General features: G+C 48.7%; 10 protein-coding genes and 1 pseudogene. All 11 read left to right on the forward strand.

Translation table 11 applies throughout. From position 1 onward, the window contains the following. Positions 1 to 61 precede the first annotated feature (61 nt). Complete coding sequence (locus tag QQK89_RS05080; protein WP_284237391.1) at positions 62 to 1,813, forward strand: sensor histidine kinase; 1,752 nt, start codon at positions 62 to 64, stop codon at positions 1,811 to 1,813. After that, positions 1,794 to 3,413: a response regulator transcription factor gene (locus QQK89_RS05085; RefSeq protein ID WP_284237392.1), complete on the forward strand. Its 1,620-nt coding sequence runs from the start codon at positions 1,794 to 1,796 to the stop codon at positions 3,411 to 3,413. Before QQK89_RS05080 ends, QQK89_RS05085 begins: the two co-directional genes overlap by 20 nt. 85 nt (positions 3,414 to 3,498) lie before the next feature. Continuing rightward, a pseudogene (locus QQK89_RS05090) lies at positions 3,499 to 4,869 on the forward strand (FAD-dependent oxidoreductase). A gap of 6 nt (positions 4,870 to 4,875) precedes the next feature. Then, a complete protein-coding gene (locus QQK89_RS05095; protein ID WP_284237393.1) occupies positions 4,876 to 6,972 on the forward strand; it encodes a family 16 glycoside hydrolase in 2,097 nt (698 codons plus the stop codon). Between the two features lie 146 nt (positions 6,973 to 7,118). Then, the gene (locus QQK89_RS05100; protein ID WP_284237394.1) at positions 7,119 to 8,279 is read left to right on the forward strand and encodes a CdaR family transcriptional regulator; all 1,161 of its coding nucleotides are present in this window, start codon (positions 7,119 to 7,121) and stop codon (positions 8,277 to 8,279) included. Positions 8,280 to 8,409: 130 nt separating this feature from the next. Then, positions 8,410 to 10,146, forward strand: a complete 1,737-nt coding sequence (locus QQK89_RS05105) for an alpha-amylase family glycosyl hydrolase (protein ID WP_284237395.1) — start codon at positions 8,410 to 8,412, stop codon at positions 10,144 to 10,146. Between the two features lie 2 nt (positions 10,147 to 10,148). Then, positions 10,149 to 11,300 carry a glycerate kinase gene (locus tag QQK89_RS05110; RefSeq protein WP_284237396.1) on the forward strand — a complete coding sequence of 384 codons (1,152 nt, stop codon included), beginning with the start codon at positions 10,149 to 10,151 and terminating at the stop codon, positions 11,298 to 11,300. Between the two features lie 30 nt (positions 11,301 to 11,330). Further along, the gene (locus tag QQK89_RS05115; protein ID WP_284237397.1) at positions 11,331 to 12,692 is read left to right on the forward strand and encodes a glycosyltransferase family 4 protein; all 1,362 of its coding nucleotides are present in this window, start codon (positions 11,331 to 11,333) and stop codon (positions 12,690 to 12,692) included. Next, positions 12,686 to 14,023, forward strand: a complete 1,338-nt coding sequence (locus QQK89_RS05120) for an ABC transporter substrate-binding protein (protein WP_284237398.1) — start codon at positions 12,686 to 12,688, stop codon at positions 14,021 to 14,023. The genes QQK89_RS05115 and QQK89_RS05120 overlap by 7 nt, the downstream gene beginning before the upstream one ends. A gap of 61 nt (positions 14,024 to 14,084) precedes the next feature. Beyond that, positions 14,085 to 14,987 (forward strand): carbohydrate ABC transporter permease, encoded by a 903-nt coding sequence (locus QQK89_RS05125; protein WP_284237399.1) that lies wholly within the window; start codon positions 14,085 to 14,087, stop codon positions 14,985 to 14,987. Between the two features lie 15 nt (positions 14,988 to 15,002). Next, positions 15,003 to 15,821 (forward strand): carbohydrate ABC transporter permease, encoded by an 819-nt coding sequence (locus QQK89_RS05130; RefSeq protein WP_284237400.1) that lies wholly within the window; start codon positions 15,003 to 15,005, stop codon positions 15,819 to 15,821. Positions 15,822 to 15,840 lie beyond the last annotated feature (19 nt).

Raw genomic sequence — 15,840 nt, forward strand, 5'->3', positions numbered from 1 at the left:
GCGGAGGAGTACTTTATAATAAAAGGAAAATGCACACGCTTGGGACAAGGATGATCACTTCATGGAATGGCTTAGTCGATTTTCTCTGCATCGCAAATTGCAGTTTTCGTTCTTGATCCTGATTTTGTTTCCTTTTATCGCCGTAACGTTCTGGTCGTACTCCTCTCTGAAGCAGAATGTGAGCGATAAGTTTACCCGATCCAATATGGAGACCCTTACGGTTATCGGGAACCAGATCGAGAAAACGATCGATAACATTTCTTTTGCCTCCGTCTATTTCTCGGAGTCGTACAATCCTGATATTCTGGAAAGCTTTCGGTATCTTAAAGATGCCGAAAGCTTTGCTAGTTTCCAGACGTACGACCATTATTCCAATCTGATGTCGATGGCGGATATTTTGCTCATGCAATCGGCAGATGCCAATCTCAAGATGATGCTGGTGAACCGGAAGAACAAAATGATTATGGGCGATAGCTCGGCGCCCGTATTTGCAAGCTTGCCGGAGTCGTTCCTGCAGGAAGCAATCGGACTTAACGAGAAGGAAACGACGGCTTTGCAATGGTTCCCATCCGGTGAGGCTAATGCCGCACCGGAATACTATTACGCTGTCCGTTTCATTATCGATCCCCGCAATCATGCCAAGCTGGCTACCTTATATATTGGTATACCGCAATCATATTTTCATAGCTTGCTGGATACGGGCAATCCCGACATCGCTTTCACTTTAACCGACAAGTCCGGCGGAATGATCGCGAGGAATGGCGGGGGGCAGAGCGGCGATGCCAAGAATAGGCTCGTTAGCAAGGTTGCGATTCCGAAGACGGGCTGGCTGTTAAGCGCAGAGATGAAGAGAAGTTTCATCGACAGCCAGATTAACCGGGAATTTCTGGTGACGCTTTCGGTCGTCGGTTTGTTTTTCTTGACCTTCTTAATCTTGTCCATGCTCTTAGCGGGTTATATCAATAAGCCGATTAGCCTACTTCGCTCGAGTATCAAGCAATATGTCGGAGGCAAGCGGGATATCCGGATTCCGGTTCATGGCAAAGACGAGGTAGCAGCATTGTCTTCAGCTTTTAACCATATGCTGGACGATATTAACGGCTTGCTGGAAAAGGTAGAGAGCGAGCAAGAGGAGAAACGTTTGCTAGAACTTCAGGCGCTTGCCGCGCAAATCCGGCCGCATTTTCTGCTCAATACCCTTAATTCGATCAAAGTCAGCTTGCTGATGACTGGCGACAAGCCGCATGGGAACATGATTGATGCCTTGATGAAGATGTTGCGCGCATACGTTCATATCGATCAGCCGCTGAAGCTGGCGGATGACTGCAAGGTACTGGAGAGCTACGTTCAGATTATGCAAATCCGCAACCGCATGGATATATCCTTTACCCATGAACTCGGAGAAGGCACGGAGTCGCTCCAAATGCCAAGATTATTGCTGCAGCCTATTGTGGAAAATGCGATTTACCACGGTTTTGCTGCCCGCCCTCAGCATCCGGCTATACAAATTACAGCCAGGCTTACTCAGGAATGGCTGGAGATCACCGTCAGCGATAATGGGCGCGGAATGAGCGGGGATAAGATCGAGCGGCTTAACCGGAAGCTTCATGGCTTGGAGCAGGACCTCCCTTTGCAGAACGAGAGGGGAGTAGGATTGATTAATACGGCCCGAAGGCTGCAGGTGTTATACGGCTATCAGTCTCGGTTAACGGCAGCGTCACGGGAAGACGGCGACGGCTTAAGCTTCACTCTTAACATACCGATAACGACGATAAGCAAGGAGGCTGTCATTCATGAAGGCGATGCTAATTGATGATGATGTACCTATGTTGGAATATGTGGCTTATTTGCTTCAGTCATTGGATTTGGGGCTGGACATTGTCGCTTCCGCTTCCAATAGCGATCAGGCGCTTGAAGATTTCCATGCTACGCTGCCTGATCTGGCCATTGTTGATATTGGGCTGCCCGGAATGGATGGACTGGAACTCGCGGAGACGTTTCGTATGATCAAGCCTGAAGTACGGCTCGTATTTCTGACCTGTTATGAGGATTTCCAATATACGAAGAAAGCCTTCCAGTTGGAAGCGGATGACTATCTGATCAAGGACGAGTTATCTCCCGAACAACTCATGCACAGTCTCCGCAAGGCGATGAGCCGCTACCGCAGCCGGGAGGAATTGCTGGAGCATTATACATTCCGGCAAACGGTTGAACATAACAAAGAAGTGCTGCGGCAGAGCTTTTTCAAGCAATTGTTGTCCCCGGAAGGACCATCGGTCCAAACGCTTCTGTTCGGCGAGAGCTTGGGGATTAATTGGAGATTGCCGTATTTCCGCCAAGGCTTTATTCATCTGGACTCTGATTCCGTGTTTGAGCGGTACAGCTACGGCGATATGCCGTTAATCCAATTTGCCGTATACAATATTGCGATGGAGTTATCCGGAGAATCGGATGGGATCACGCCGATTTTGACAGAGGAAGGCATCTGCTTCGTCTGGAATGTGCCGGATCCGGATTGTTCTTATCAGCCGCTCCTCGCATTTTTAACTTCTCTTCAAGAGAAAGTAGAGCATTACTTGAAAATTACGGTTCGCGGCTTTTATGCAACGCAGACCGTTACGCTCCGGCAATTCGGCCAAGTGTACCGCGCATGGCGAGAATGCCGCGACGATTATTTTTATAAGACTCCTCAGTTGATCAATCCGATTGATGTTCTCAATCCACGGCCGGCCTTTCGGCAAGCAACGGAGTGGAGATGGGATAAGGTTCGGAATATGTTGTCCCAAGCGCTTGAAGAAGGAAATGCAGCCTGGATTGACATGGCTGTTAATCAGTGGATTCAACAAGCGGGGACGGAACAATTGCAGCCTCGTCTAACGAAAGAAGTATGCGGGGATTTTGTGCGGCAAATGTCTTTGGAGTCAAGCGGAGTCGCCGAGAACAACTTCCTGAACTGGTTGGGACAAGCTGTCCACATCAATGAGGCAGCCGCCTTGACGAAGCGGGAGCTGCGCAATTTGTGGCGGCAACATACGCATGCGCCGGTGTCGGTTCAAGAGAAGGATAGCCGTCTGCAAGAGATTGACCAATTCCTGGATGCGCATGTTGACCGGATGATTACGTCCCAGGAAATGTCGGAACACTTGCACTTGAATGCTAGTTACTTCTCCAGATATTTCAAGAAGCTGGCTGGCATTAATTTCACGGATTATGTGAATCAGTACAAGATTAATATCGCCATCACGATGCTGGGCCGGCAAAATGAGACCGTAGAGAACGTAGCCTATACGCTTGGTTTCTCCGACCGGGCTTATTTCTCGAAAGTGTTCAAGAAGTACAGCGGCAAAAGTCCAAGCGAGTACAAAAATCAAATTACCGGCGATTCGGAAGCCAGAAGTCAAAACTTTGCATAAGAACAGGTAATGAGGTTACACGCTATCCTCCGGCCGGCCTTTCTATAATGGATAGATAAGGTTGGATGTACCAAGGAGGATACCCATGTTCGAGAGAAAAATAGCATTGCCAGCCGAAGAGCTGACCGTATTGCTTGATGTAGACGTACTAGTGGCGGGAGGCGGTCCGGCAGGCATAGCGGCCGCTATATCCGCGGCAAGATCGGGAGCGCGTACGTTATTGATTGAGCAGCGGGGATTTCTTGGCGGGATGGGCACAGTTGCTCTTGTTCCCGCCTTTTGTCCGTATAGTGACGGGGAGAAAGCCATTATCCGGGGAATTGGTTTAGAACTGTTAGAGCGAATGAAAGCAGGTTGCGAGCCGGATTATCAAGAGCGGTTTGGTTCTGAGCTGGATTGGGTACCGATCGATCCGGAAGTGCTGAAGCGCGTATATGACGAAGCTGTTTTTGAAAGCGGTGCCAATGTATTGCTGCACACCTTCGTAAGCCAAACCGTGTTGGCTGCGGATGGCCGCCGAATGGAAGGGGTCGTCATCGTCAACAAGTCAGGCAGAAGTTTTATCCGGGCGAAGACGGTTATTGATGCGACGGGAGATGCCGATCTGGCTGCTCTGGCAGGAGCGCCGTTCCACAAAGGCGGGGAAGCCGGAGAGCTTCAGGCTGCTACCATGTGCTATATGCTGACGAACGTCGACCGTCCTCGGTTCCTGCAATATTTGCTGGAGAACGGGGATACGGATCAACTTCATAAGGCGGTTCAGCGAGCTCAGGCAGAAGGAGATCTGCCGCAAGGTCGTGATTCCGTATCCGGTCTGGCGTGGATCTCCGACTATCTTGTAGGGGTGAATTTCGGTCATGTGTTTGGAGTCGACGGTTCGCGGGCGGAAGATTTGACGACAGGCGCTGTTGAAGGCCGCAAGCTGATCAAGCTCCAGCTAGATTTCTTCCGCGCTTATGTACCGGGTTTTGAACATGCCCATCTCGTGTCCAGCGGGGAACAAATCGGAATTCGGGAGACAAGGCGGATCGTTGGCGACTACGTGCTGACGCAGGAAGATTTCATGAATATGGCATCGTTTGACGACGATATTGCGCGCAATGCTTATTTCATCGATATTCACATGGCTCGCAGTTCCGGCGCCATGCATATTCATCACCTTCCGCCGGGCAAATCGCATGGGGTTCCGTATCACTGCATGCTGCCGCTTGGACTCGATAACGTGTGGGTGGCCGGGCGCGCGGCTTCGTCAGACCGCGTCGTGTAAGGTTCGCTTCGGGTTATGCCGAATTGCTTCGCGATGGGCCAAGCATCGGGATTGGCCGCATCAATGGCGGCCGAAACGGATGGCCTCAGCCGGAATGTGGATATAACAAAGCTGCAAATCGAGCTTCTGCGGCAAGGAGCTTGGCTCGGGGAAGACATCGCTTCAAAACTTCATACATCGAAGGAGTGATTGAAAGTGCAAAGAAACAGACGCCGGATCGCTGTATGGCCGTTTCTTGTGACGATGGGCTTATTGCTAACAGGGTTGTTGTCAGGTATAGGGGGTCAGGTGGCGGAAGCCGCGGGCAACACTTATTATGTGGATTCCAGCGGCGGCAGGGACAGCGCGGCAGGGACAAGCGAAGGAGCGGCATGGAAATCGTTAACGAAAGTAAACAGCATGACCTTTAGTCCCGGAGACCGGATCCTGCTCAAAGCCGGAGGCGTGTGGAATGATCAGTACTTGGACGCGAAAGGCTCGGGCAGCGAAGGCAATCCGATTGTCGTGGACCAGTATGGAACAGGCGCTAAACCCCGCATCGCATTTAATAATACAAGCGTAAGCGGCGAAGGATTTGGCGTTCGGCTTCGTAATGTCTCTTATTGGGAGATCAACAACTTGGAGATTACGAGCGGAGAGCAGTCTACCGATATGAGAAGGCACGGTGTTCTGGTAGTAGGCGAAAGTACCGGTGCCGGAGATTTCAAGCATATATACATCCGTAATCTCAATATCCACGATATTTTCGGTACGGACCGGAGAACAGGCGGCATCAACTTCCATGCCAGAGGAACAAATGCGTCGATCGAGAGCACCTGGGACGATGTATTAATCGAGAACAATACAATTACGAATGTGGCGGATACGGGCATTCAGACGATGACGGACGCTTTCTCCAATAGCGCCTGGACCCATAAGCTTGACGCATTCAAGCATGTTGTTATCCGAGGAAATAACGTGGAGAAAATCCATCGGGACGGTATTCTTGTCCGGGCAGCACAATCGCCGCTGATAGAATACAACCGGACGAATGCCATTGGCGAAGCTTGTGATGTGAATACGAGTATCGTCAATTATTTGGACAATATAGCGGTTGTAGCGGCTCAATGGGCTTATTACACGGATGGAGCCGTGTTCCAATACAATGAAGCTTACGATACGCGAAAGCTTGACGGCGACGGTCAGCCGTGGGACTTCGACGTGATGGTTACCAACAGCGTCTATCAATACAATTACAGCAGCAACAATCAAGGCGGAACGCTTCTTGTGATGAATGATACGAATAATAATATTTTCCGCTACAATATCAGCAATAATGACCTGGATGCGAACGGTGCCTTTAATCTGATTAGCGGCGGCGGGAATTTATACGTCTATAATAACGTCATTTACCGGTCGGGGACGCAGAACAAAGCGCTGACGCATGCCAGCTCCACGGGAATGGCCTATTACTCGAACAACATTTTCTATAACGGAGCAAGCGGCCAATACACGAACAGCCCTAGAATGACCTATGACCATAACAGCTTCTACGGATTGAATTCGAGCGTGGCCAGCGATCCTTACAAAATCGTTGGAGATCCTAAATTCGTTAATCCAAGCACGGCAACTAGCCTGGCTACGGCTGCAGGGTTCAAGCTGGCGACCAATTCCCCTCTCATTAACGCAGGTGTTCAGGTGACGGGCAATGGCGGCAAAGATTTCTTCGGCAACCCGATCTATTACGGCGTTCCGGATATCGGTGCATACGAGCATCAAAGCGCAATTGCGCAGCCGGTTACGATCTTCTCCGATAATTTCGAGGACAATGACTATAGCGGTTGGACAACCTCCGGCGGCACTTGGAGCATCATGACGGACGGGAATCTGGTTCTGTCCCAAAGCTTGGCCTCAGGCGAAGCGCTTGCCGTTGCCGGCAATGCATCTTGGACGGATTATACGTACTCCGCACGTTTGAATCTGCTAACGGCTTCGGGGAATGCCGGACTAGTCTTCCGTTACGCGGATAATTCCAACTATTATATGCTTCGCTTGAACGACAGCCTCGACAAGGTGGAGTTGTACAAAAAAAGCGCCGGTACTTTGACTCTGATCAGCAGCGCAAGCGCAACACTTACGCCTGGGCAATGGGTCAATTTGAAGGTGACCGCAAGCGGAAGCACCATTACGGGTTACTTGAATAACGCGCAGCTTCTTCAGTGGACCGACTCTTCGCCAATTGCGGCAGGCAAAATCGGCATTCGGATGCATACAAGCGTTGCGCGTTTGGATGATGTTCTGGTCGTACAATAATTCCTTTTTGTCAAAATAAGATTGTTCCGCTATAATAGCTAGCATTCATCCGATCTCCCCTTGGAGGTCGGATTTTTTATTATGTTTATTCATAAAAAGGTAAAAACTACATGAAAGTAACTTCAGACGGCGGCTGGTGAGTCCAAATGATATCGGGAAAAAAAGCGCAATACATCGTTGAGGAAATGACGAAAATTATCGATCGTCCCATTAATTTCATGAATGACCAAGGCGTTATTATAGCGAGTACGGATAAATTCCGCATAGGCTCGGTTCATGAAGGAGCTTCTGTCGTGCTGAGAACGAGAAAAGAACTGATTATCGGCACGAATGATCGGTTGGAAGGAACCAAAGAAGGGATTAATTTGCCGGTTTATTTCGAGAATCGCGTAATTGGCGTCATCGGAATTACCGGCACGGACCAAGAAGTGATTAAGATGGGCGAGATTATCCGCAAGATGACTGAAATTCTCGTGAAAGAGGAGATCATCGATCGGCAATCCGAGCTCGTCAATCAATCGCGCGAAGTATTTATCAGGGAGTGGCTGGAAGGACAATGGAGCGATGACAAAGACTTGTCGGCGAGAGGCTGGACGCTTAACATCAACGTTCACTTGCCAAGAGTAGCCGTTACTTTTTTGTTCACTTCTCCCTCAGAATTAAGGGAAAATCAACAAGTCGTACAACTTCAGCAGAATCAGAACCAGTTCTACACCCAGCTTCGAGAGGCAATCAAATTTAATGATCAGGATATTATCGTCCCCATCGGGATGATGCAGTTCATTGTTCTGCTCACGTGGCCCGAGAACAGGGCGGATAAGAAAAAAGATTTCATCTCGCATAAAATTCAATATTTAATTAGGCAATTGGCGGATCTTAAAGGTTATTCCGTGAAAGTAGGCGTCGGAGGATTTTATGAATCCTTCAAGAGTATCCCGCATTCCTACCAAGAGTCGAAGAAAGCCGGCATTCACGCCAGAGGCGCCAATGATTCCAAATTCGTTTTTTTCGATGACTTGGAGCTGGAGTTGTTGCTTGACGGCATTCCCGAAGAGCTTCGGGACAAATATCTCAATAAAATACTGGATGTTGGAGCAAATCCGCAGCTTGAAGAAATGCTCGAGACGTTGCGACAGTTTTTTATTTATAACCAATCCATCAACAAAACGGCCGATCATTTATTCATACATAAAAACACGCTGCAATACCGCCTTAACAAAATTAAAGAACTGACCGGATATGATCCAAGGGTGTTTGAGGAAGGCGTTTTATTGTATTTGGCGTTATATTTTATCTCCGGCAAATAACGAATTGTTACATGTACCAAAATGAAGGCCGGGTATAGGCTTACATTTTGGTATCCGTACCATAGAGGCGCCTAGGTGTGTAATTGTATGATGGAGTCACTCCAATTCACACATAAAGGCGGTAAGTGAAATGCAAATGACCTCTGATCAAAAGGGGCTTTCCAATAAACTAGCGTTTGTATACGGCGAGCACAAAGCTGCGCTTATTCTAAATCGAATCAATGAGCTTATTTCCAACTATCAAACGGGAACGGCAAAAGCAAAGTGGGTCTCCCAGAACGATGTCATGCTCATTACTTATGCGGACAGCCTTCGCTCCGAAGGAGAGCAGCCGATTGAGACGATGAACCGGTTCGGCCGCGAATATCTGCACAATTTATTCTCGGCTGTTCATCTGTTGCCATTTTACCCGTATTCCTCGGATGATGGATTCTCCGTTATCGATTACAGGGAAGTTAATCCGAGCGTCGGCAACTGGGACGGCATTAAAGAGCTTTCCGAACAATTCGATCTGATGTTTGACGGCGTAATCAACCATATTTCTCAGCATAGCGAGTGGTTCAAACAATTCCTTGCGGGCAATCCGGAATATACGGGATACTTCGTGGAATCCGATCCGTCGGCAGACTACAGCAAGGTAACTCGTCCTCGCGCGCTTCCGCTGCTTACGAAGTTTGCTACGGCAACAGGCGACAAGCACGTATGGACAACTTTCAGCGACGATCAGATTGACCTTAATTACGAGAATGAGAACGTTCTTCTCGAGATCTTGGATATTCTTCTCATGTACGCATCGCATGGGGCTCGCTATCTCCGCTTGGATGCCATCGGGTTTATGTGGAAAAAGTTAGGGACAACATGTATTCACCTTGACGAGACGCATGCGATTGTGCAGATCATTCGCGAAGTGTTGGATCTGGCTTCGCCTGGCACCATCATCATTACGGAAACAAACGTGCCTCATAAAGATAATATCAGCTACTTCGGCAACGGTTATAACGAAGCGCATATGGTCTACCAATTCCCGCTGCCTCCATTGACGCTGCATACGATTTCGACGGGGAACAGCACAAAGATCTTGCAATGGGCGGAATCGCTTGGGGATACAACCGAAACGACAAGCTTCTTCAACTTCCTGGCTTCCCACGACGGGATCGGCGTACGTCCGGTTGAAGGGATTTTAACGAAAGAAGAAGTTCAGTCCTTGGTGGACCGGGTGCAAAACCACGGCGGATTTGTATCCTACAAAGACAACGGCGACGGAACGAAGAGCCCTTACGAACTAAATATTAACTATTTGGATGCCTTATCCCATCCGGATGAAGAATATGGGTTAAAGGTAAAACGGTTTATGGCGGCTAACGGCATTCTGTTATCGATGATCGGCGTCCCGGGGATCTATATCCACAGCTTGCTTGGTTCGCGCAACGATTTGGAAGGCGTTAAAGCTACAGGACGTTATCGCTCCATCAACCGCGCGCAGCTCGAGTACAACAAGCTTCGCGATGAGCTTGGACAAGCCGATTCCTTGCGTTCCCAAGTATTGAAAGGGTTCCAAACGCTTCTTGATATCCGGCGCGCAGAACCAGCCTTTCATCCGAATTCGGTACAACGTGTTCTTTACCTTCATGATCAGCTCTTTACATTGGTTCGTGAAGCAGAGAACGGAGACCAGATCTTCGTGGTCATCAACGTATCCAATGAGCCGGTTCGCACGACAATTCCCGTTGCCCAGCTTGGCTGGACGGAAGGTCAGTCCGTATCCGAATTACTAGGAGGAGAGGACGTATTGGTAAGCATTTCCGATGCACTGACATTGGAACCTTACCAAGTGAAATGGATCAAACGTTCCGGGAAGGCGGTGTAGGCATGAAGATCATCATTTCCCCGGATTCGTTCAAGGGATCCATGACGACCATGGATGCTGCGGATCAGATTGAAGCAGGCATAAGGGCGGTATATCCGCAAGCCGAGACGTGGAAAATCCCTATGGCCGACGGCGGAGAAGGGACGGTCGATACGCTTCTTGCTCTTGTTGGAGGAGAGAAGATCAAGCACCATGTTCATGATCCTTGCGGACGCCCCATTACAGCGAGTTATTGCTGGTCGGAAAAAAGCAAAACAGCCATTATTGAGACGGCTGCGGCTTCGGGACTTACGCTTGTTCCGGAATCGGAAAGGGTTCCGGAACGCTTAACAACCTATGGAACCGGGCAACTGATTAAACACGCATTGGACCAAGGGGCAGCAAAAATCATCCTTGGTCTTGGCGGGAGCGCAACCGTTGATGGCGGGGCAGGTTGCCTGCAAGCATTAGGAGTCAAGTTCTTTGACGGAGATAACAAGGAGCTTCAGGGGAGCGGCCAGATGCTCGCCACGGTCGAACGAATAGAATTTGCCGATATAGATCCGCGTCTTCATCAAGTTGATTTCGTCATTGCATCCGATGTCAAAAATCCTTTGCTTGGAGATCAAGGGGCTGTCTACGTCTTTGGACCGCAGAAAGGGCTACAGCCATCAAATCTGGATGAATACGAGAATAAGATGAGGAGCTTCGCGGATCAAGTCAAACAATCGACTGGCCGGGACGAACGTCATCAAGCAGGGGCGGGGGCGGCCGGCGGTCTAGGGTTTGGACTTATGTCCTTCTTGCCTAAACTCCAAGTCATGAGCGGCTTTGAACTTATTGCAAACCTTAGTCATCTCGAAGAATTGATGAAGCAGGCTGACCTGATCATTACGGGAGAAGGCAAATTCGACAGTCAGAGCTATCAAGGCAAGGTTCCGGTAGGGATTTCCCGGATGGCTATGCCGTATCAAGTTCCGGTTGTCGTGTTCACCGGCAAGATTGAGGGGAATGCTTCTAACGCGCAAATGGAAGGCATTCGAATGGTCATTCCGATCGTTGACCAGGCTATGACGCTCGATCAGGCGATGGTTCAAGGGAAACCGCTGTTGTTCCGGTCGGTGAAGCGTTTCTTTGAAACGATTCGACTAACGAAAGAAAGTTTTGTAGGTTGATTCAGATGAATTATTGGAGGAGGTGGTGGAGTGAAGATTGCGCTTGCCCACTTTAGAAGCGGGGAAACAGACGGTGTATCTCTGGAAATGGACAAATGGAAAGACGTCCTGATTCAAATGGGGCATGATGTTATCTTTTTAGCCGGCAGCGAAGGTTTGACGAATGCTTATTTAATACCGGAGCTTCATTATAAACATCCGAGGAACGCAAAGTTTGTCTATAATGCATACGATAAGCTGCTGGACTACGAATCGGAACAAGATTTTGCGGATGACGTGCTTGGTTTTACCGAGCTAATCGAGAAGAAACTTCTAGATTTTGTGGAATCCGAACAGATTGAAATGCTTATTCCCTTTAATATATGGTCGCTTGGATGGAGTCTTCCGGCAGGCATTGCTTTTGGCAACGCCGTCCGGAAGACGGGAATTCCGTGTCTCGGATTTCACCACAACTTCTATTGGGAAAGGGAGCTATACGGCAAACCGACTTGCCCAATCGTCAAGGATTGGCTTCAAACCTACTTCCCGCCCGAACTGCCGAGCGTCCGTCACGCGGTAACCAATCAATTATCGCATGACGGTTTGCTTGAGCGGCGGAATCTGAACTCTTACGTCATCCCTAATGTATTTGACTTTGGCCAGCCGCGCTGGTCAAGCGATGCTTACAATCAGGGATTGCGCGAGGCAGTGGGAATCCGGGAAGAAGATATCGTTATTCTGCAGGCCACTCGCGTGACGGAGCGGAAGACGATCGAGCTTGGAATTGATGTGGTAGCCGCATTGGAAGAAGAATTAAATCTTATTAAAGAGCAGGGCGTTACGCTGTATAACGGAAAGCCGCTCAGCGAGAACAGCAGATTGGTCTATCTTCTTGCCGGAATGCCGGAGTCGACTTACGAATATACGGAACAGCTGCGGCAGCGCGCCGAACAATTGCAGGTGGACCTGCGTTTCGTGAACCAGGTTATCGGCTATTCAAGAACACACACGGGCGGACACAATATTTATTCGCTCTGGGATGCTTATGTCATTGCGGATTTCATCACCTATCCAAGTATTCTGGAGAGCTGGGGAAATCAGCTGCTTGAAGCGGTATTCGCAAACAAGCCGATGATCATATTTGAATATCCGGTCTATGAGAATGATATCCGCCAATATGGATTCCAGTTCGTCTCGCTCGGGAACCGTTATGAGACAAGCCCGGATGGACTCGCTCAAGTTGATGAAGCAATCGTGAAGGCAGCTGCTCGCGAAATGATGGCATTGCTGACTGATCCTGCTCAATATGAGCAAATCGTGAACAACAATTTTAATACCGCAAGCAAACATTTTTCTTATGAATCTCTACATGCTTTATTGGTGCCAATATTCGAGGAGGTAAGATCATGTTAAAACGTACAGTTACGGCGGCTTCATTGGGTGTTCTTCTAGTTACGGCAGCATGCGGAAATAATGCCGCAAATGAAAGCGCTGGCAACGCGGGTAATGATAAAGGGAAAGTAACGGAGATCAGCATGCAAATTGCTTGGGCAAGCGATTCCGGCCGTGGCGTTGCTATTCAAGAGTTGTTGAATGAGTTCCAGACGCAAAATCCGGATATTAAAGTAAATATGCTTGGCGGCGTTCAATACGGTTCCAAATTGCTTACCCAAATCTTAAGCGGCAAATCTCCTGAAGTATTGCAGGTTCCGTACGGTGACGTCAAAGCTTTGGCTAAGGAAGACGCATTCGTAGACTTAAGCGCGGATTTCGCTAGCCAGAAAGACAACTATGCGCCGGAGATTTGGAACTTGTCCGAAACGGACGGGAAGTTGTACGGCATGCCATGGATTGGCCACTCTATCCAACTTATCTATAACAAAGAATTGTTCGAGAAGGCTGGCATCAAAGAAGCGCCAACAACATGGGACGAGCTTTATGAAGATGCGAAAAAGCTGACGATCGACACGAATGGCGACGGCAAGCCGGATCAGTTCGGAATCGGATTGTCCGGTAAGCAAGGACCGGATTTGACTTGGATGTACGGTATGTTTGCTCAACAAGCGGGAGCGAAGCTGGTTGATCAAGATGCCAATGGGGACTACAAAGTTGCCATCAACTCGCCAGAAGGGCAACAAGCGCTTGAGTTCTATACGAAATTGATGAAGGATACTGCTCCGCCGGATTCTTTGAATAAAGACGGTGGCGCCATTATGGCCGATTTCCGCAACGGAGTGGTCGCGATGGAATTGCAAGGTCCTTGGGGCGTATCGGATGCTTGGAAAGGCGATACCGGATTTGAACCTGGCGTAGCCGAAGTACCGGACGGTCCAGCCGGCAAAGCAACGGAAGTAACGGCGTATCTCTTGTCTGTTCCAACAGGCGTAGAGGGCGATAAGCTTGCCGCAGCGAAGAAGCTTATTACCTTCCTTACGGATAAACCAGCCCAAGAAATGATCATGAAGGGCGAGAAAAGCGATGACGGCAAATACTATCCGTTCCGTATTCCGATTCGCAAAGACATGACGGACACGGCTTATTTCAAAGATCATCCTGAATTCCTGACGTTCCAAAAAGGTTTGGCTTATCCGTTTACGCTGGTTCCAATCCCGGAATGGCAGAAAGTAAGCGATGAAGTTTACCAAAGCGCGTTGAACCAAGTTGTCTCGGGTTCAATCTCTGCAGCGGACGGACTGAAAATGGTAGAAGATAAAGGGAATGCTATTATCAAGGCATCGAAGTAACAAAGATGTGAGCGGGCACTCTGATTTTGCCGGGGTGCTCCCTCCTGCTAGGGGGAATACGATGAGTTATATAAGAAGAAGGCTGGGCGACCTCAGCGCGTACGTATTTATATTACCGGCTTTTTTAATTTTAGGTCTGTTCTTGGTGTACCCCGTCATTTGGTCCATTATAGCAAGCTTTAAAGATATTAAGCCCATGGCTTTGCAGAAATCGGGATTGTTTGGAATTCCAGGTCAATTTGTTGGTTTTGACTATTATGTAGATGCTCTTCAAAATCCGCTATTTATTAAGGCGCTTGTTAACACGTTATATTTTGGCGTTATCTTCGTTCCCATCACGATGCTTGGTTCCGTATTATTGGCCTTGCTCGTGAATCAGAAGCTGGCGGGCGTGAATTTTGTCCGTACCGTGTTTTTTATCCCGTATATCGTTTCGGTCGTTAGTGCCAGTCTGATCTTTGTATTCTTGTTTAACGGAGACCGTGGACTTGTTAACGCGCTGCTATCGCAAGTAGGGATTGCAGGGCCGAACTGGCTCGCAAGCTCGGTTTGGGCGATGCCGGTTATCGCGATTATGACTTGCTGGCGCAACATCGGCTATTTCATGCTGATCTATTTGTCCGGTTTGCAAAGCATTCCGACGGACCTGTATGAAGTGGCAGACGTTGAAGGAGCCTCTAAATTCGAAAAGTTCCGGTATGTGACTTGGCCATTGCTTGGGCGCGTATCGTTAGTCGTTATGATATTGCTGTTAATCAGCTCGCTGAACGTATTCCAAGAGGTATACATTATGACCGGCGGTGGTCCGGCGGATTCCACCACAACGGTTCCGTTCCTGATTTTCAACCGGGCATTCCACTATTTTGAAATTGGACAGGCAGCCGCAATGTCCTATATTTTGTTCGTCATCGTTATTATCATCACGATCATTCAGAAAAAATTCGTCGACAAGCGGCTGGGGTAGGAGGGGAATCACATCATGTATGCCAAAAAGTTGCTGCCTACCATTGTATTGTGGATATTCGGTATTCTGTTCTTTCTGCCGGTGTATTGGCTTATTGCATCCAGCCTGAAGAGCGATGCCGAAATTACAAAATTCCCGCCTACATTATGGCCAGACACAATGGTGTGGAAAAACTATCCCGAAATTTGGGATTTGCTGAAATTTAACGTTACGGCTTTGAATTCTTTGACCATAGCGATCCCGACCGTCATTCTTACGGTATTGTTCTCCAGCATGGCGGGATATGCTTTCTCGAAAAAACGGTTTCTCGGTAAAGACGCCATGTTTGTCGTGTTAATTGCGACCATGACCGTTCCGCCGACCGTATTGCTGCTTCCGCTTTATTTCATCATTACGAAGCTAGGCATGTTTGATACGTTGCTTGGTCTAATCTTGCCATTCTCGGTAACCGTATTTGCGATCTTCTTCACGAAGCAGAGCATCGACGACATTCCGAATGAAATGCTGGAAGCGGCCAAAGTAGACGGCAGCGGAGACTTCCGCACGTTCTTCAAGATCGTAATGCCGCTCCTTCGGCCAACGTTAACGGCATTGATTATTATTGATTTCGTGCAGAACTGGAACTCGTTCACCATGCCGCTAGTACTGCTTCAAAGCGAGGACAACTTCACCTTGCCGCTGAAGCTTGCGTTGATGGCGCAGGAATCCGTGTCCATCCCTTGGTCGAAAATTTTGGCGGCCAACGTGCTGACGTTGCTTCCCGTACTGGCATTGTTCATCGCAATGCAAAAACAATTTGTTGCCGGCTTAATGGCAGGCGCCGTAAAAGGCTAGAGACTATAAAGGGGCGGAT

Source organism: Paenibacillus glycanilyticus, from assembly GCF_030161375.1.
GTDB lineage: Bacteria > Bacillota > Bacilli > Paenibacillales > Paenibacillaceae > Pristimantibacillus > Pristimantibacillus glycanilyticus_B.